This window comes from Vibrio sp. AK197 (assembly GCF_053903115.1).
The window spans coordinates 2,944,555-2,961,843 of sequence record NZ_CP096430.1 but is presented as its reverse complement, the minus strand read 5'-3'; the positions used below and the strand labels follow the sequence as shown (position 1 = coordinate 2,961,843).

At 47.6% G+C, this 17,289-nt stretch carries 16 protein-coding genes; 7 read left to right on the top strand and 9 right to left on the bottom strand.

What is annotated here, in order from left to right:
• Positions 1-212: 212 nt before the first annotated feature.
• Complete coding sequence (gene glpX / locus M1D72_RS20850; protein WP_390194539.1) at positions 213-1,220, bottom strand: class II fructose-bisphosphatase; 1,008 nt, start codon at positions 1,218-1,220, stop codon at positions 213-215.
• Positions 1,221-1,517: 297 nt separating this feature from the next.
• Between glpX and zapB the strand changes: the two genes are divergently transcribed.
• Positions 1,518-1,760, top strand: coding sequence for a cell division protein ZapB (zapB, locus tag M1D72_RS20845; RefSeq protein WP_390194540.1), 243 nt, complete (start codon positions 1,518-1,520; stop codon positions 1,758-1,760).
• A gap of 105 nt (positions 1,761-1,865) precedes the next feature.
• On the opposite strand, the gene metF is transcribed toward zapB, so the two are convergent.
• From metF to M1D72_RS20830, 3 genes are all read right to left on the bottom strand, one after another.
• Positions 1,866-2,756: a methylenetetrahydrofolate reductase gene (gene metF / locus M1D72_RS20840; RefSeq protein ID WP_456296393.1), complete on the bottom strand. Its 891-nt coding sequence runs from the start codon at positions 2,754-2,756 to the stop codon at positions 1,866-1,868.
• 305 nt (positions 2,757-3,061) lie between these two features.
• Positions 3,062-5,473 (bottom strand): bifunctional aspartate kinase/homoserine dehydrogenase II, encoded by a 2,412-nt coding sequence (locus tag M1D72_RS20835; RefSeq protein ID WP_456296392.1) that lies wholly within the window; start codon positions 5,471-5,473, stop codon positions 3,062-3,064.
• 12 nt (positions 5,474-5,485) lie between these two features.
• Positions 5,486-6,640, bottom strand: a complete 1,155-nt coding sequence (locus tag M1D72_RS20830; protein ID WP_390194543.1) for an O-succinylhomoserine (thiol)-lyase — start codon at positions 6,638-6,640, stop codon at positions 5,486-5,488.
• Positions 6,641-6,890: 250 nt separating this feature from the next.
• Here M1D72_RS20830 and metJ point away from each other — a divergent pair, with 250 nt between their 5' ends.
• On the top strand, positions 6,891-7,211 hold the full coding sequence (metJ, locus tag M1D72_RS20825; protein ID WP_390194544.1) for a met regulon transcriptional regulator MetJ: 321 nt from the start codon (positions 6,891-6,893) through the stop codon (positions 7,209-7,211).
• Positions 7,212-7,390: 179 nt separating this feature from the next.
• On the opposite strand, the gene M1D72_RS20820 is transcribed toward metJ, so the two are convergent.
• Complete coding sequence (locus tag M1D72_RS20820; protein WP_390194545.1) at positions 7,391-8,665, bottom strand: malic enzyme-like NAD(P)-binding protein; 1,275 nt, start codon at positions 8,663-8,665, stop codon at positions 7,391-7,393.
• Positions 8,666-8,903: 238 nt separating this feature from the next.
• A complete protein-coding gene (rpmE, locus tag M1D72_RS20815; protein ID WP_390194546.1) occupies positions 8,904-9,119 on the bottom strand; it encodes a 50S ribosomal protein L31 in 216 nt (71 codons plus the stop codon).
• A gap of 304 nt (positions 9,120-9,423) precedes the next feature.
• On the opposite strand from rpmE, the gene priA reads away from it, so the two are divergent.
• The 5 genes from priA to hslU all read left to right on the top strand — a co-directional run bounded on the left by priA (position 9,424) and on the right by hslU (position 15,676).
• Entirely contained in the window at positions 9,424-11,625 is a 2,202-nt protein-coding gene (priA, locus tag M1D72_RS20810; protein WP_456296391.1) for a primosomal protein N', read from the top strand.
• 307 nt (positions 11,626-11,932) lie between these two features.
• The gene (cytR, locus tag M1D72_RS20805) at positions 11,933-12,940 is read left to right on the top strand and encodes a DNA-binding transcriptional regulator CytR (protein WP_456296390.1); all 1,008 of its coding nucleotides are present in this window, start codon (positions 11,933-11,935) and stop codon (positions 12,938-12,940) included.
• 113 nt (positions 12,941-13,053) lie between these two features.
• Positions 13,054-13,611: a cell division protein FtsN gene (gene ftsN / locus M1D72_RS20800; RefSeq protein WP_456296389.1), complete on the top strand. Its 558-nt coding sequence runs from the start codon at positions 13,054-13,056 to the stop codon at positions 13,609-13,611.
• A gap of 131 nt (positions 13,612-13,742) precedes the next feature.
• Positions 13,743-14,288, top strand: coding sequence for an ATP-dependent protease subunit HslV (hslV, locus tag M1D72_RS20795; protein ID WP_390194550.1), 546 nt, complete (start codon positions 13,743-13,745; stop codon positions 14,286-14,288).
• Positions 14,289-14,344: 56 nt separating this feature from the next.
• Positions 14,345-15,676 (top strand): HslU--HslV peptidase ATPase subunit, encoded by a 1,332-nt coding sequence (gene hslU / locus M1D72_RS20790; RefSeq protein ID WP_456296388.1) that lies wholly within the window; start codon positions 14,345-14,347, stop codon positions 15,674-15,676.
• 71 nt (positions 15,677-15,747) lie between these two features.
• Here hslU and frdD read toward each other — a convergent pair whose 3' ends face one another.
• Genes frdD through M1D72_RS20775 form a run of 3 tightly spaced genes read right to left on the bottom strand, consistent with a single transcriptional unit; the run spans position 15,748 to position 17,285 of the window.
• On the bottom strand, positions 15,748-16,131 hold the full coding sequence (gene frdD, locus M1D72_RS20785) for a fumarate reductase subunit FrdD (RefSeq protein ID WP_456296387.1): 384 nt from the start codon (positions 16,129-16,131) through the stop codon (positions 15,748-15,750).
• Positions 16,132-16,141: 10 nt separating this feature from the next.
• Positions 16,142-16,525 carry a fumarate reductase subunit FrdC gene (gene frdC, locus M1D72_RS20780; RefSeq protein ID WP_456296386.1) on the bottom strand — a complete coding sequence of 128 codons (384 nt, stop codon included), beginning with the start codon at positions 16,523-16,525 and terminating at the stop codon, positions 16,142-16,144.
• 1 nt (position 16,526) lies between these two features.
• Positions 16,527-17,285, bottom strand: a complete 759-nt coding sequence (locus M1D72_RS20775; protein ID WP_456296385.1) for a succinate dehydrogenase/fumarate reductase iron-sulfur subunit — start codon at positions 17,283-17,285, stop codon at positions 16,527-16,529.
• Between the last annotated feature and the right edge of the window lie 4 nt (positions 17,286-17,289).

The following is a 17,289-nucleotide window of genomic DNA, read 5'->3' as shown; positions in this document are numbered from 1 at the left end:
CATTCTGAACCAGCGAAGCGCCGATTCAGAATCTGGTTTTTGAGTTGGGTGAGTGAGGGATAGACTCTGAATCAAGTTGAGGGTGACGCTTGTTCAAGATGAAGATTATGCTTGCTTAGGTTGACGGTAGTGCTGGATTAGAGTGACCGTTGTGTTGAGCGGCGGTTTTGGTGCTCAGGGGACGATGTTGTGTCAGCGTCCCCCTTTATTACCTAAAGAATAAGATCCAAGACTTCTGGGTCTTTACGATCCAAATAATGGGTTGATTTGATACGACGAATAGTGCGGCAGCGTCCACGCACCAATAAGGTTTCTGTGGTGGCGATGTTTCCTTGGCGGGTGATACCATCAAGAAGATCGCCTTTGGTGATGCCGGTTGCGGCAAACACCACATTGTCACTGCGTGCCATGTCTTGCATGGTAAGAACCACTTCTGGTGTTACGCCCATTTCTTGGCAGCGTCGTACTTCATTAGCGCCAAGAATACGGTTATCCTCAGTTTCACCTTTGACTTTATGGCGAGGCAGCAAACGCCCGTGCATATCACCATCGAGAGCACGAATCACGGCAGCCGACACGACACCTTCAGGTGCGCCGCCAATGCAATACATCATATCCACTTCACTGTCTGGCATACAGGTCAAAATAGAGGCGGCCACATCGCCGTCCGGCACGGCAAATACGCGAACTCCCATGGCTTGCATGTCAGCAATGACTTTGTCATGACGCGGTTTTGCCAATGTAACAACGACTAACGTATCTAACGTTTTATTCAATGCCTTGGCGACATTTTCTAGATTTTCTTTGAGTGGCTTATTGAGGTCGATGCAGCCTTTCGCTCCAGGGCCTACCACCAGTTTTTCCATATACATGTCGGGCGCTTTGAGGAAGCTGCCTTTTTCACCAGCGGCCAAGACGGCAAGCGCGTTGGATTGGCCCATGGCCGTCATACGTGTGCCTTCAATTGGATCGACAGCGATGTCTACTTCGTCACCGCCAAGCCCCACTTTCTCACCGATATACAGCATAGGCGCATCATCGATTTCGCCTTCGCCAATCACGATTTCTCCTTGGATCTCGGTTTTATTGAGCAAGGTTCGCATCACTTCCACTGCGGCACCATCTGCGGCATTTTTATCACCGCGTCCCAACCATTTATATCCTGCTAATGCTGCCCCTTCTGTGACTCGAGAAAAGGCCATTGCTAAATCGCGCTTCATGTGAAGACTCCCAAAATTGATTGATCGAAAGGGAAAATAAACTGGCGAGATTTTAGCATATCAATGGTTTGAGATTGATTTTTTTGTGGTGATGTAACTTGAACTGCATCAAAGCAAGCTTTTAAAGTGGGGTAGTTTAAGAACAAATACGCGTTCAGGTCAGATCTGTGTTAAATCACGCTGATTTTTTAGCCGAATAGACCACATTTGCAAATATAGCGCGTGTGTCTAGGGATGTGGCTGAGTAGAATGAACGCAGGGTGACACTAAACCGAATGATATTAAGGGTAGGCAAACATGTCTTTTGAAGTACTAGAGCAACTAGAAGCAAAAATTCAAACCGCAGTCGATACCATTGCACTATTGCAAATGGAAGTTGAAGAACTAAAAGAAGAAAAAGCGAAACTGACGACTGAAGCTGAAGAGTTACGCAGCAGCCGTGAAGAGTTAGAGCAAAAATCACAACAGATGCAGCAAGAGCATCAAGCATGGCAAGAGCGTATTCGTAACTTGCTTGGCAAAATGGATGAAGTGGAATAAGCCTTTGCTGCAAAGTGATACTTGAACGAAAAACGCCAACATGAAGTTGGCGTTTTTTTATGGGATAAACATGGAGGCGGTCAACCCTTCATGTTGGGTGTCCCGTTACGCTTTTGGGCGCACACCTAGCGTATGACAAAGGGCGTAAGTCATCTCAGCTCGGTTCAGGGTGTAGAAGTGGAAGTCTTTCACCCCTTCACGGCTAAGCACGCGGATCATATCGATCGCTTGGCTCGCTCCGACCAGTTGGCGAGTGGTTGGATCGTCGTCCAATCCTTCAAATTGACGTGCCATCCAACCGGGTACTTTGACGTTGTTTTGCGCCGCAAAGCGGGAGGCCTGCTTAAAGTTGGAGACCGGTAGGATGCCAGGGACGATTTCGACATCAATACCAGCGGCTACGCAGCGATCACGAAAACGCAGATAACTTTCCACATCGAAAAAGAACTGAGTAATCGCGCGATTGGCGCCCGCATCTACTTTGCGTTTCAGGTTCAAAAGATCGGCTTGCGCACTTTTCGCTTCTGGGTGAACTTCAGGAAATGCAGCAACCGAAATATCAAAATCGTGGCGCGACTTCAATAATTCAACTAGATCGGACGCATACATTTGTGGTGCGCCGCCACCCGGTGGAATATCGCCACGCAGAGCAACAATGCTCTCAATGCCATTGGCCCAGTAGTCATCGGCAATTTTTGTCAGCTCTTCGCGGCTGGCGTCAATACAGGTGAGGTGGGGTGTGGCGACCAAGCCAGTTTGAGATTTAATTTCTTTGATGATCGAATGCGTGCGATCACGCTCGCCAGAGTTCGCGCCATACGTCACCGAGACAAACTTCGGTTGCAGTGTTTTTAGGCGATGTACCGAATTCCACAATGTTTCCTCCATCTTTTCGCTGCTTGGCGGAAAGAATTCAAATGACACATTGATGTTGTCTGACAGTTCAGCAATGTTCTGGTTTAAGGCGTCAATGTGCCCAGCGTGCGTATATCCCATGTGTTTTCTCCTGTGGTGACCAGCCACATCCATCAACTAAAAATTATTTTTACGTTTAGACGTCTATATGTCCAAAGAATGTAATGAATAGCTTTTAATGTCAACTGTCTCATTATGAATTTTTCTCAAGTTAATAATGAGGGTTTCTCAATCATTCGCTGTATCAAGCGTTCTGGTGGCTATTTAAGCATATCGGGGTTTGAGCAAGTTGCGAAACTGTGAGGTGAAACAGCGGTGCGGATGGGGAAGAAGGGAAGTGAACACAACAAAGCCGCCACTTACATTATGCAAGTGGCGGCCTTTAATCACAGCATGCTGGCCAGAAGGTTCAAGTCTGATTGAATCGCGCCAGCGGTGACTTCACGCCCTGCTCCTGGGCCGCGAATCACCAGCGGGTTGTCTTTGTACCACTTACTCTCAATCGCGAAGATATTATCGCAAGGCAGTAAGTTGGCGAGCGCATGTTCTTTATTCAAGGCTTCGACACACACGCTAGCTTGACCATTTTTCTCAAGGCGAGCCACGTAGCGCAGCACTTTCTCTTCCCGCTGCGCTTTCTCTAAGCGTTCCGCTAAACGTTCGCTCAGAAGGTTGCCGTTATCTAGGAAGTCGTCCAGTGTCATCTCGCGTAGTTCTGCAGGGACTAAAGACTCGACTTTAACCTGTTCGGGTTCAAGCTGAAGCCCTGATTCACGGGCCAAAATCACTAATTTACGCATGACATCTGAGCCATCTAGGTCGCTACGAGGGTCCGGCTCGGTCAAGCCTTGCTGCCAAGCAAGATCCACCAGTTCGATAAACGGGACGCTGCCATCATATTGCTGGAAAAGCCATGACAGAGTACCGGAGAAAATACCGGATAGGGCGACGATTTCATCGCCGCTTTCGCGCAAGTCGCGAACGGTATGATTAATCGGTAACCCAGCACCAACGGTTGCGTTATATAACCAATGACGGTTGATTTTAAAGAACGCGTCTTGCACTTGATGATAATAATCACCCGATGCAGAGCCCGCGACTTTATTCGCCGAGATTAGGTGCATGCCTTGCTCTGCGATTTCTAGATAGCGCGCAGCAAGTTCTTTGCTGGCGGTGACATCCAGCACCACGGCATCATCAAAACTTTGAATTGCCCCAATGCGTTGGATCCACTCGTTATCTTGGTAGGAGATTGCTTCATCGGCGAATCGAGCATCGACGGTATTGGGATCGATCCCTTGTTCATCAAACCAATACGTCTGGCTATCGACCACTGCAATTAGCTCGAAACTCATGCCGTGACGTTTTTCGATTTCCGGTTTTTGTTCAGCAAATAATTTAAGCCAACTGGTTCCGATATTGCCTTTACCACACAATACGATGGCCACGCGCTTTTGCGCTTGAAATAGCTGAGTATGAATGCCTTCAACCAGACTTTGAGTTTCCGTTGAGCGCAGTACCGCCACCAAACTGAGCGCAGAGTCGGTCTCAGAAATAAATTCGACCGGGGCGTTTTTCAGTTGTTGATAGAAACCATAACAGTGATTTGGGTTTTTGGTGACTCCGGCCCCCACCGCGGCGACTAAACAATACCCTTCTTTAAGTTTGAGATCGGCTTCGGTTGCCATGTCTTGAAGAAAGCTCAGCGCGCCCGTGGCGATTTCCGCCGTGTATGCCAACTGAAGAACATGTTGGTCACTTTGTACTTCATAGGCTAAGGGTTGGAGCTGGGCTCGCTTCAAGGTCTCTAACACATTGGTTTGCAAGCGCTTAAAATCGTGACCTGAGGCGAAACTGAGCTCAATCAGTAGGACATCGTCCAGTGAGGTAATGATCTTTGCACCGCGACCCGAGGCGAGGACACGTTCAATACGAGTTGAGCCAGACTCCGGTTGATAGCTGCAGCGTAGGTGAAGATCCATCGCACTTTGCGCCACGGGCTGCAAGGTTCGGCTGTGTAATACTGGTGCGGCTAGCCTTGCTAATTCACTGGCTTCATCAAGGCGGATCAATGGCAATAAACACGCCTCAGAGACGATTCTTGGGTCAGCACTGAATACGCCAGCAACGTCACTCCAAATCGTGACTTGGCTGACTTGAGCCAATGCGCCAATTATGGTTGCCGAGTAATCTGAACCGTTGCGTCCAAGAAGTACCGTATGCCCTTGATCGTTTTGCGCCATGAAACCTGTTACCACGATGCGATGCCCAGAATGCTGCGCCAAAATCGCTTGTAATAGAGGGTATGAAGCACCTTGGTCAATTTCGGGTTGAGTGCCCGTTTGTGCCCGTAAGAAAGCCCGTGAGTCTTGAGAGACACTGTTCAGTTCAAGTTGTGTTAAAAGCGCAGCAAGCAAGCGCGCTGACCACGTTTCGCCATGACCGAGCACCGCCGCGCGCTGCTCTGCAGTAAGCGGCGCATTGAGTTCACCCAATGTGGTAAATTCATCTTGCAGCGCTGAGAGTAGCGGTGTTTGTGCATCTTCTTCTAATAGTTCACAGACCAAATCGGTCTGAAACTGGCGCAGCGCTTGCAAAACTTCATGGGCCACTCGGCCATCTTTATGCAGGGCGTCAGTAAACTCAATTAAGCGGTTGGTGGTTTTGCCCGCCGCCGAGACCACAATCAAGTCATCGGCATTTGAGTACTGCTTTAAAATGTTGGCTACACGGCGGTAGCATTCGGGGTCTGCTAGGCTGCTGCCACCGAATTTATGTAGTTGTCGAGGGTGAGTCATCACCACCTCTCCTTAAACGAGATTGAAAGCTTGGTCGAGATCGGCAATTAAGTCTTGTGCATCTTCAAGGCCAACTGAAAGTCGAAGCAGTTGATGTGAGACGCCAGCTTCCGCTAAAGCGGCTTCGCCCATAGCACGATGAGTCATGGTCGCCGGATGGCAAATCAGGCTTTCGACGCCACCAAGGGACTCGGCAAGTGAAAACAGTTTTAAGCCGGTTACAAAGGTTTGGAGCTGCTCATAACTGCCAGCAAACTCAAAGCTGAGCATCGAGCCAAATCCTGATTGCTGTTTTTTAGCGATCTCATGGCCTGGATGTTCAGGCAAGCTTGGATGAAAAATAGCGCCAACCAAAGGTTGGGTTTTGAGGTAATCAAGAATGCTCAATGAGCTCTCTTCATGCACACGCATTCTTGCGCCCAAGGTACGAATTCCGCGCAGTGTTAGGTAGCTATCAAATGGCGTGCCGGTTGCGCCAATGCAATTACCCCACCAAGCGAGTTGCTCAGCGTGCTCTTGCTGTTTAGCAATGACTACCCCACCAATCACATCAGAGTGACCATTAATAAATTTAGTGGTGGAGTGAATAACAAAGTCCGCACCGAGTTCTAAAGGCTTTTGGTACACCGGTGTCAAAAAGGTGTTGTCGACAGCAACCAGAGCGCCGACTTGTTTGGCTTTTTGGCACGTTTTTTCGATATCGACCACGCGTACCAAAGGGTTAGACGGGGTTTCTAGCAAAATCAGTTTTGGTTTTTTCGCAATCGCCGCATCAAAGGCGGCTTGGTCGGATTGGTCAACAAATTCGACCTTGAAATCACCTTTTTGTGAGCGGGTATTAAACAAGCGGTAAGTGCCGCCATAACAGTCATGGGGAGCAATAATCAGGTCATCAGGGCCAATAAAGGCTGATACCCATAAGTTCAGAGCAGAGGTGCCACAGTTGGTGACAACGGCTCCCTGACCGGATTCCAATTCGTAAAGCGCTTGTTCTAATAGCCCGCGGTTTGGGTTTCCTGAGCGCGTATAGTCATACTTAGGCACATCACCAAACGCAGGGAAACCATAGTTGGTTGATAGATAAATCGGTGGCACAACCGCGTGATGTTGTGTGTCAGATTCAATCCCAGTTCTTACCGCTATTGTGGCAGGTTTGTGAGTACTCATAAGATTTCCTTGCGAAGAGAATGACTTGTTAATTGGAATGCGCTATATATGGGGAGTGAATCGGTTATAGAGTGAACAAACTGCTCAAAAAACATCGATCCATTCATTTCCATTCCATACCCCGCCACTTTACTTTGCTAAAAATGAGACGTCAACACTTCTAGACGTCTATATGTCTTTGCTTATAGACTTAAAAGCCGCTAAAATTGTGGGTCTAAAACTAATTCCTAAACTTTTACGAAGGTGCGCAATGGCAGACTGGAATGGGGAATACATAAGCCCATATGCTGAACATGGCAAAAAGAGTGAGCAAGTAAAAAAAATTACCGTATCTATTCCATTGAAAGTATTGAAAGTTTTGACTGATGAGCGTACTCGTCGTCAAATCAACAACCTGCGTCATGCCACCAATAGTGAGCTGTTGTGTGAGGCGTTTCTGCATGCGTATACCGGGCAACCCCTGCCAACGGATGAAGATTTGCGCAAAGATCGCCCAGACGATATTCCTGCTGAAGTGAAAAGACTGATGACAGAAATGGGTATTGAGTTTGAATCTTACAATGATGAGTAAGTCTGCTGTAAGAAATAGTGCTACTTAGATTCCACTTTTCCAAATTGATAGCGCTGTGTTTACACAAAAAAAGGTTGGCATTTGCCAACCTTTTTTCTATCAAGAACCACATCTAAAGAGCCTCAATGCGCGCTTTGGGTTTTCACCGCTTTGCACTCGATTCAGGCCTCTCATGATGCTTAGTCTTGCATATAGTTTTCTGGCATATCGATACGCGCCACACCCGATTCAACCGCCGCTTCAGCAACGGCACGGGCCACTCGAGGGAGCAATCGCTTATCCATTGGTTTGGGAATAATGTATTCAGGACCAAACTGCAGTGATTCCACACCTGCGGCGTTAAGTACCTCGGCAGGAACGTCTTCTTTGGCGAGTTGGCGTATGGCTTCAACCGCCGCCAATTTCATTTGATCATTAATTTCGCTAGCACGCACATCCAGTGCGCCACGGAAAATAAATGGGAAACACAGAACGTTATTGACCTGGTTTGGGTAGTCACTGCGTCCGGTTCCCATAATCAAATCATTACGCACTTCGTGAGCAATCGATGGTTTGATTTCAGGATCAGGGTTAGAACACGCAAAGACCACTGGCTTATCTGCCATCAATTTTAGCGCGTCAGCAGAAAGAAGGTTTGGACCAGAAACACCAAGGAAAAGATCGGCGCCTTCAATCACATCTTCTAAGGTACGTTTATCGGTGTTGTTGGCAAACAACTGCTTGTATTCGTTAAGATCATCACGGCGAGTATGGATGACGCCTTTGCGGTCAAGCATGTAGATTTTTTCACGCATTGCGCCGCATTTAATTAGCAGTTCCATACAGGCGACTGCGGCCGCGCCAGCGCCTAGACACACGATGGTTGACTCTTCAAGTTTCTTACCCTGTAGCTCAATCGCATTAAGCATACCTGCGGCGGTGACGATGGCGGTACCATGTTGATCATCGTGAAAAACGGGCACATCACAACGTTCAATGAGGCGTTTTTCGATTTCAAAGCAGTCAGGGGCCTTGATATCTTCAAGGTTAATGCCGCCAAAGGTGTCCGCAATATTTGCAACGGTATCAACGAATTCGTCAATGGTGCGATGTTTTACTTCAATATCAATGGAATCCAACCCTGCGAATCGCTTGAATAACAGCGCTTTCCCTTCCATCACTGGTTTTGATGCCAGCGGTCCTAAATTCCCTAGACCTAAAATAGCGGTACCGTTTGAAATCACCGCTACCATGTTGCCCTTTGCTGTATAGCGATACACCGTGTCTGGATTTTGTGCGATTTCACGAACCGGTTCGGCAACGCCTGGGCTATATGCGAGAGCAAGATCAAGGGCTGAGTCAGCAGGTTTGGTTAACTCAACTGAAATTTTACCAGCGGTTGGTTTGGCATGGTAATCCAGGGCTTGTTGGCGAAATTGCTCTTCCGCAGAGAGCGTTTGGTTGTCATCAGACATATGTTTAGGTGCTCATTTGATGGGGGAAAGATAATTTTAATCTATGGTACCGAGGCTGCCTAGACACTAGGCTGACTTAGATCAGTCAAAATGACTAAATATCGAAGAGATAAGACCAGATAACGTTTTGTATCGGTATTATTTGAGGTTAGAGAGGTTGTAGCGGAAAGGTTAAATCAACAGGATCAAAAAAGGACGCCGTAGCGCCCTTTTTGTATCAATCAATAATCGAAATGGATTATTTGCTTGATAGGTTGCCGAAACGCTTGTTGAAGCGATCAACACGACCACCGGTATCAACGATACGTTGTTTACCAGTGTAGAATGGGTGACATTTGTCACACACGTCTAGGTGGATTTCTTCTTTACCAAGAGTTGAGTTGAACTCAAAAGTGTTACCGCAAGAACAGTTTGCTTTAACGGCTTTGTATTCTGGGTGGATACCAGTTTTCATGGGAGAACCTCAATTTAGGCCGTGTCGCCATCCGATTCAAAGCCGGACACCACACGTAGTTAATAATATAGAAATGACATACCGCTGAATCGAACTCGTCGAAGCAAGCCATATGGTCAAGGCGCAGTATAGTAATGTTTCCCTGAGCGTGAATCAATAGTTTTGCCTCAATTGATTGCTACTTTTTTCACCATGTTATTGTTGTTCATCGACAGTCACCGCAATCACCACGAAACTATCAACTCATGAAGTGATCGATTAAACTGGGTTTCGTCTTAGCAAACTGAGAGTTACCCGCTTATTTATGCAGCCTGCGATTGCGCGTGTCGCGCTTCCTGTTCCTCTAGATAAACTGTTTGATTATTTGATACCAAATGGTGCTTACCCGGTGGTTGGAGGGCGTGTGTCTGTCCCTTTTGGTCGTCAAACCTTGGTTGGTATTGTTATTGAGTTAACGGATCAGTCGAGTTTTGCTCGTGAGCAGCTTAAAGCATTGTACCAAGTTCTGGATCATCAGCCGCTATGGGCTGCGCCGCTCTATAAGCTATTAATGTGGTGCAGTCAGTATTATCAATATCCTCTTGGCGAAACGCTCAGTAATGCGATGCCGAGTGCTTTGCGTAAAGGTAAGCCAGCCGAGTGGGCAAAAGTCGTGGAGTGGCAGCTTACCGAAGCGGGTAAGAATCAATTAATGCAAGGGCTAGGGCGAGCAGTACAGCAGGCGAAAGTGATGAACATGTTGTCATCGGGATCGCTTTCTCAGCAAGCGTTTATCGATGCGGATGTGTCGAGTTCGGTGCTGAAAAACCTGAGAGAAAAAGGGTGGATTGTCAGCGTTGATAAAACGCCTCACCGCACCGCTTGGCCACAAGCGATTGAGGCCGAGGTTGATAAACCCAAGCTTAACCAAGAGCAAGCAGTTGCCATTGCGGCAGTGAATTCACGCCAAGAGTTCGGCTGTTACCTACTAGAAGGGGTGACCGGTTCTGGCAAAACAGAAGTGTATTTAAACCTGATTAAACCCGTGCTGGAACGAGGAGCTCAGGCATTAGTGTTAGTGCCGGAAATTGGCCTCACTCCCCAAACCATCAATCGGTTTAAAAAACGCTTTAATGTTCCAGTGGAAGTGGTTCACTCGGGACTGAATGATACGGAGCGTCTTAATGCTTGGCTTGCGGCAAAGGATCGCTCGGCTGGAATCATTATTGGAACGCGCTCTGCTTTGATGACCCCGTTTGCCAACTTGGGCATCATTATTGTCGATGAAGAGCATGATGGTTCCTACAAGCAGCAAGACAGCCTGCGTTATCATGCGCGAGATGTCGCGGTGATGCGCGCAAACCAAGAGAACATTCCGATAGTGTTGGGTTCGGCGACCCCGGCATTAGAGACACTGCATAACGCGCTAAGCGGTAAGTATCACCACTTAATTTTATCAAAGCGTGCGGGGAATGCGCTGCCAACAACCAATAAAGTATTGGATATTAAAGGGTTATATTTAGATAGTGGACTGTCTGCCCCTTTGATTGCTGAAATGCGTCGCCATTTAGCGGCTGGCAACCAAGTGATGTTGTTTTTGAATCGCCGTGGTTTTTCTCCTGCTCTTATGTGCCATGAATGTGGCTGGATTGCCGAATGCAAGCGCTGTGATGCTTATTACACCTATCATCAAAGTAGCAGCGAAATACGCTGCCATCATTGTGGTTCACAGCAGCCCGTCATCCATCAGTGTCAGGGATGTGGCTCGACACACCTTGTCACCGTCGGCGTAGGGACTGAGCAATTGGAAAACAAACTGGCAGAGCTGTTTCCTGAGTTTAAGGCGATTCGAATTGACCGAGACAGCACACGGCGCAAAGGCAGCTTGGAGTCGGCATTAGAAGCGATTCGTAAAGGGGAGTACCAAATTCTCATCGGTACGCAAATGCTGGCGAAAGGGCATCATTTCCCTAATGTTACGCTGGTGGCTCTGCTGGACGTTGATGGATCGCTTTATAGCAGTGACTTCCGCGCATCGGAGCGCTTAGCACAGCTATTTATTCAAGTGGCTGGACGAGCAGGGCGAGCGAGTAAACCTGGTGAAGTGGTCCTGCAAACCCATCATCCTGAACACAGCCTACTTCAAGCATTACTTGAAAAAGATTACCGCCACTTTGCGCAGAGCGCGCTGGCTGAGCGCAAGTTGGCCATATTGCCCCCATTTTCCTATCTGACCTTATTCAAAGCAGAAGCCAATCACTCAGCAATGGTGGAAGACTTTTTACGTCAAGTCAGGCAAACATTGGAGGCCAATCCTCTATTTGATGAATATTGTATGGTACTGGGGCCAACCCCATCACCGATTGCGAAGCGGGCAGGTAAATTTCGCTGGCAGCTATTACTGCAAACGCAATCGCGTCCGGTGATGCAGAAATTACTCAATAGCGCAAAACCAGCGATCCAGATGCTGCCAAGTGCCAAGAAAGTCCGTTGGTCTCTGGATATTGAGCCTCAAGATTTGAGTTAAGTGGGAAGTTTGTTAATACGTCACTGGCTGCGTATCAATTAAAAGAATTGTCATCATTTTTCATTTATCTGTGACGAAAATCACCAACAAACTGCCTTTTTTGTTAATCTAGCCGTAACTTTATGTTTCGAAATGAATAAACTAAGTCCTGTATACTTTTTTATTCATTCTTATGAATAAGGTAAACGATTGCGTAATGCAATCAAGTTAATATAAGAAATGAGCTTTAGTTCATCACCAAAAATCATAAATCTAAAAGAAGTGGCGTCTTGGCTACTTGGAAAGGAATTGAGAGGGTTAATTTTTTATGGCGACAATGAAGGATGTTGCCCAGCTCGCAGGCGTCTCAACCGCAACCGTATCTAGGGCGTTGATGAACCCTGAAAAAGTCTCGTCAGCCACACGAAAACGGGTTGAAGATGCCGTGCTGGAAGCTGGATATTCACCAAATTCTTTGGCGCGCAATCTGCGCCGTAACGAATCAAAAACAATTATCGCGATCGTTCCTGATATTTGCGATCCGTACTTCACCGAGATCATTCGAGGTATTGAAGATGCGGCGATGGAACATGGTTACATCGTATTACTTGGCGACAGTGGTCAGCAGCGTAAGCGCGAAAGTTCGTTTGTGAACTTAGTGTTTACCAAGCAAGCTGATGGCATGCTGCTGCTTGGGACCGATTTGCCATTTGATGTCAGTAAGCCCGAACAGAAAAACCTCCCACCGATGGTGATGGCATGTGAGTTCGCACCTGAGCTTGAACTGCCCACTGTACATATCGATAACTTGACCTCAGCGTTTGAAGCGGTGAACTACTTGACGCAAATGGGCCACAAACGCATTGCGCAGATCTCCGGTCCGGAAAGTGCGGTTTTGTGTCAGTTCCGCTATCAAGGTTATCAGCAAGCTCTACGCCGAGCTGGAATAGCAATGAATCCTAGCTATACCTATTACGGCCATTTTGGTTTTGAAGACGGCGCTAAAGCGGTGCGTCAGTTATTGGCTTTACCTGAGCCACCAACGGCCATCTTCTGTCACAACGACTCGATGGCAATTGGCGCGATTCAAGAGGCGAAGAAATTGGGGTTACGTATTCCTCAAGACTTATCGATCGTGGGTTTTGATGACATTCAGTATGCTCAGTATTGTGATCCGCCGTTGACGACGATTTCTCAACCGAGGTATGAGATTGGTCGTCAAGCGATGTTGATGATGCTGGAACTGCTGCGAGGGCATGATGTGCGTGCAGGGTCTCGTCTGCTTGAAACGCAGCTGATTGTTCGAGAAAGTGCTGCGCCACCGCGTCTTGTTTAAAGAAAGGTTGCGGCGGGTGATGATTTGACGTGCCGCTTCCATTTCAATGCTGTCATCCTTTCGTATTCTGCATTACCATATCGGGCTATGTACTTAATTGTTGATGTTTGACCGTGGCAAATAAAGATTATGTAAAGCGTGGCCGTGGAGCCAGTGCTGCAAAAAAGCCAGCCAGAAAAAATACGCCGCCGCGTAAACCATGGCGTAGTGGGCTGATCGCTTTGGTGTTAGCTGGCGCATTTGGTTATGGATTGTATATTCTCAGTAACGATCCTGAGCCGCCAAAGCCGGTGGTTCAAGAGGTTGATACTCAGCCGATCGTTAAGCCGAAAGCACCAAAACAGACGCTTCCACCTCCACCGGAAGAGAAATGGGACTACGTTGAGTCGCTACCAAAGCGCGAAATTGAAGTTCAGGCCAAAGAGCAAGTGGTGTCTGAGATCCCTTATGTGATGCAGTGCGGTGCGTTTAAAACCATGCAACAAGCGGAAGAGCGCAAAGCCAATATCGCGTTTCAAGGGCTCAGCAGCAAGATTCGCAAAAAAGAGACCAGCAGTTGGTATCGTGTCACCTTAGGCCCTTATAAATTTAAACGGGATGCCGAACGAGACAAGCATAAACTGCAGCGCGCCAAGATTGAACCTTGCGCCATCTGGAAAGATAATCAGTAATTTCCTCACAAAGGCTAGCCACTCGGTTAGCCTTTGTGCTTTTTGATCCCGCCGTGGTCACTTGATTTTTTTTAATGTGATCCTCATATATTCGTTATCTTCCAAGTGAAAAGAATTAAGAGGCCCTACACGTGACTACTATCGTATCCGTTCGTCGTAATAATAAAGTTGTCATCGCCGGAGATGGCCAAGTGTCGCTGGGTAATACCGTAATGAAGGGCAATGCCCGTAAAGTGCGTCGTCTATACAACAACAAAGTGTTGGCCGGGTTTGCTGGTGGTACCGCCGATGCGTTCACGCTGTTTGAACGTTTTGAAAGCAAGCTGCAAATGCACCAAGGTCATTTGACCAAAGCGGCAGTTGAATTGGCTAAAGATTGGCGTAGCGATCGCGCACTTCGCAAACTCGAAGCTTTGTTGGCGGTAGCCGATGAAACGGCGTCGCTGATCATTACGGGTAATGGTGATGTGGTTCAGCCAGAAAATGATCTGATTGCGATTGGTTCAGGCGGTAACTTTGCTCAATCGGCGGCCATTGCTTTACTTGAAAATACCGAATTAGACGCTCGTGAAATTGCAGAAAAATCGCTAAAAATTGCTGGCGATATTTGTGTGTTCACCAACCAATTCCACACTGTCGAAGAACTAGAAATTGACGCGAATACCGAAGCTGAGTAAGCCGAGTACGCAACATAAATAGATAGTGGTAAACGCATCAAATTAAGGAATTCCCTATGTCTGAAATGACTCCCCGCGAAATTGTTCATGAATTAAATCGCCATATCATTGGCCAAGATAAAGCCAAGCGCGCAGTCGCGATTGCGCTACGTAACCGCTGGCGTCGTATGCAGCTTGAAGAGAGCTTACGTGTTGAAGTTTCACCAAAAAATATTTTGATGATTGGCCCGACCGGTGTGGGTAAAACTGAAATTGCTCGCCGCTTAGCGAAATTGGCCAATGCGCCATTTATGAAAGTCGAAGCCACCAAGTTTACTGAAGTCGGTTATGTGGGCAAGGAAGTCGAAACCATCATTCGTGACCTTACCGACGTAGCGGTCAAAATGACGCATCAACAAGCGATGGAAAAAGTAAAATTCCGCGCCGAAGAGCAAGCAGAAGAGCGCATTCTTGATGCGTTGTTGCCGCCGGCACGTGATGCTTGGGGACAAAATGAGCAGAGTGAAGAGCAATCAAGCACTCGCCAGTCTTTCCGCAAGAAATTGCGCGAAGGTAAGCTCGATGATAAAGAGATAGATATCGAAGTTGCCGCGCCGCAAATGGGCGTTGAAATTATGGCGCCTCCAGGCATGGAAGAGATGACCAACCAGCTACAAGGTATGTTCGCTAATCTCGCTGGTGATACCAAGAAAAAACGTAAGATGAAAATTTCGGATGCGTTTAAAGCCTTGACTGAAGAAGAAGCGGCTAAGCTGGTTAACCAAGAAGAGCTGAAAGAGCAGGCGATTTATAACGTTGAGAACAACGGCATCGTGTTTGTCGATGAGATTGATAAAATCTGTAAGCGCGGTGAGAGTTCTGGCCCCGATGTGTCTCGCGAAGGGGTTCAGCGTGACTTACTGCCATTGATTGAAGGCAGCACAGTGTCAACCAAACATGGTATGGTGCGCACGGACCATATTCTGTTTATCGCCTCAGGGGCTTTCCAAGTTGCCAGCCCATCGGATTTGATTCCTGAATTGCAAGGTCGCTTACCGATTCGAGTTGAACTTGAAGCGCTCTCTTCGAGCGATTTCAAACGTATTCTCACCGAGCCAAAAGCATCGCTGACCGAGCAATACATGGCCTTGATGAAAACCGAAGATGTGACAATCAGCTTTACGGATGATGGTATTCAGCAAATTGCTGACGCAGCATGGCAAGTTAACGAAACCACGGAAAACATCGGTGCCCGTCGTTTGCATACGGTGATGGAACGTTTGATGGATGAAATCTCGTTTGATGCCACTGATAAAGCGGGTTCGACCTTTGAAATTGATGCCGCTTACGTTAAAGAGCGTTTAGGTGGCTTTATTGAAGATGAAGATCTGAGCCGCTTTATTCTGTAATGTTGGCGTTATTTCGTTGAAGCAGTAAAAAGGCGAGGAAATTCCTCGCCTTTTTTGATCGCAATCGCTGGTTAGAACAGCATAATGATAAATACGATAGCCAGCAGTGAAATACCGCCTGCGACGCCATAACACAACACTTTGCCAACGACCCCAGTATGCAGCTTAAGGTCATGCATACCATGATACACACGGTGCATGCCATGCCACATAGGCAGGGCCAGTGTTGCGATAATAAAGAGTGCGCCGATAATGCTGGTGGCAAAGGCCTGAACTCGATCATAGCTTAACGCTTCGATGTCAATAATACCCAGCGGTACTAAAATACCGAGTACTAGAATCGTTACTGGGCTTATCATGGCAAACCAGCTACCGCCAGCGCCAAATAACCCCCACCAAATCGGCTCATCAGAGCGAGCCGGGTTGCGATCTACGCGATCGTTGTGATTACTCATAACACGCCCCTTAGACAATAATTAATACAACCAAAGAAATGAACGCCACAGCGGCCCATTGCCCGAGAACCAGCACTTTCGTATCCACGGTTTTGCCTTTGAAACGAATCGGCATGACTTGAGGAAACATCTTAAAGAAGGTGTGAGCATGGAATAAGCTACCGGCTAAAGCGACGAAGTTAATTGCAATCACGATAGGGTGAGCCATAAAGTTGAGCCATGTTTGCCACGCATCGGCACCTTTGACCAAAGCCGCTAAGCCTACGGTCAAAAATAGTGTAAACAGAATCAGTGGCAATACCGTTGCTTCGCGTAGCATGTAAAAGCGATAAAACGGATGGCTTTTCCACCATGTCGCTTTGACTTCACGAACATAAGGCTTACGGTTACTCATCTTAGCCCTCCTTTTGAGCTGATTGACCATCAGGCTTAAACATGGCGATGACAAAGTCCGTACTTGAGGCCACTTTGCCTTGGTTGACTGCTGCTGCTGGGTCGACATTTTTTGGACACACTTCTGAGCAGTAACCGACGAACGTACAGCCCCAAACCCCATTTTCACCATTGATGATTGGCATGCGTTCAGCTTGGCCATGATCACGGCTATCAAGGTTATAGCGATGAGCCAGCGTCAACGCGGCAGGGCCAACAAACTCTGGATTAAGCCCAAATTGCGGACATGCGGCATAACACAAACCGCAGTTAATACAGGCGGCGAATTGCTTATAGCGCGCCATTTGCTCCGGTGTTTGTATGTTGGTGCCATCTTCTGGTTTGCGGTCGTTACCGATGATGTATGGCTTAATGGCTTCTAAACGCTCAATGAACGGCGTCATATCGACGATTAAGTCTTTCTCGATAGGGAAGTTTGCCAGGGGTTCAATCTTAATGCCGTCTGGGTAATCACGCAGAAAGCTTTTACAGGCCAGTTTGGGGACACCGTTGACCATCATGCCACATGAACCACATATCGCCATGCGGCAAGACCAGCGGTAGGCGAGGTCTTTGTCTAAGTTGTCTTTGACATACCCCAGAGCGTCGAGTACCGACATGGTCTCGTCGCACGGAACATCAAAGCGCTGGAAGTGTGGTTCAGAATCACGCTCTGGGTCGTAACGCAAAATATCGACTTTTTGAATACGAGTGGATGACATAGAA

Bases quoted from the DNA above. Each gene is read 5' to 3' on its own strand.
- M1D72_RS20820 (WP_390194545.1), bottom strand. From the start codon at position 8,665: ATGTCTGATGACAACCAAACGCTCTCTGCGGAAGAGCAATTTCGCCAA.
- glpX (WP_390194539.1), bottom strand. From the start codon at position 1,220: ATGAAGCGCGATTTAGCAATGGCCTTTTCTCGAGTCACAGAAGGGGCA.
- frdC (WP_456296386.1), bottom strand. From the start codon at position 16,525: ATGAGTAACCGTAAGCCTTATGTTCGTGAAGTCAAAGCGACATGGTGG.
- metJ (WP_390194544.1), top strand. From the start codon at position 6,891: ATGGCAGACTGGAATGGGGAATACATAAGCCCATATGCTGAACATGGC.
- hslU (WP_456296388.1), top strand. From the start codon at position 14,345: ATGTCTGAAATGACTCCCCGCGAAATTGTTCATGAATTAAATCGCCAT.
- M1D72_RS20835 (WP_456296392.1), bottom strand. From the start codon at position 5,473: ATGACTCACCCTCGACAACTACATAAATTCGGTGGCAGCAGCCTAGCA.
- M1D72_RS20775 (WP_456296385.1), bottom strand. From the start codon at position 17,285: ATGTCATCCACTCGTATTCAAAAAGTCGATATTTTGCGTTACGACCCA.
- cytR (WP_456296390.1), top strand. From the start codon at position 11,933: ATGGCGACAATGAAGGATGTTGCCCAGCTCGCAGGCGTCTCAACCGCA.
- metF (WP_456296393.1), bottom strand. From the start codon at position 2,756: ATGGGATATACGCACGCTGGGCACATTGACGCCTTAAACCAGAACATT.
- frdD (WP_456296387.1), bottom strand. From the start codon at position 16,131: ATGAGTAATCACAACGATCGCGTAGATCGCAACCCGGCTCGCTCTGAT.
- priA (WP_456296391.1), top strand. From the start codon at position 9,424: ATGCAGCCTGCGATTGCGCGTGTCGCGCTTCCTGTTCCTCTAGATAAA.
- rpmE (WP_390194546.1), bottom strand. From the start codon at position 9,119: ATGAAAACTGGTATCCACCCAGAATACAAAGCCGTTAAAGCAAACTGT.
- zapB (WP_390194540.1), top strand. From the start codon at position 1,518: ATGTCTTTTGAAGTACTAGAGCAACTAGAAGCAAAAATTCAAACCGCA.
- M1D72_RS20830 (WP_390194543.1), bottom strand. From the start codon at position 6,640: ATGAGTACTCACAAACCTGCCACAATAGCGGTAAGAACTGGGATTGAA.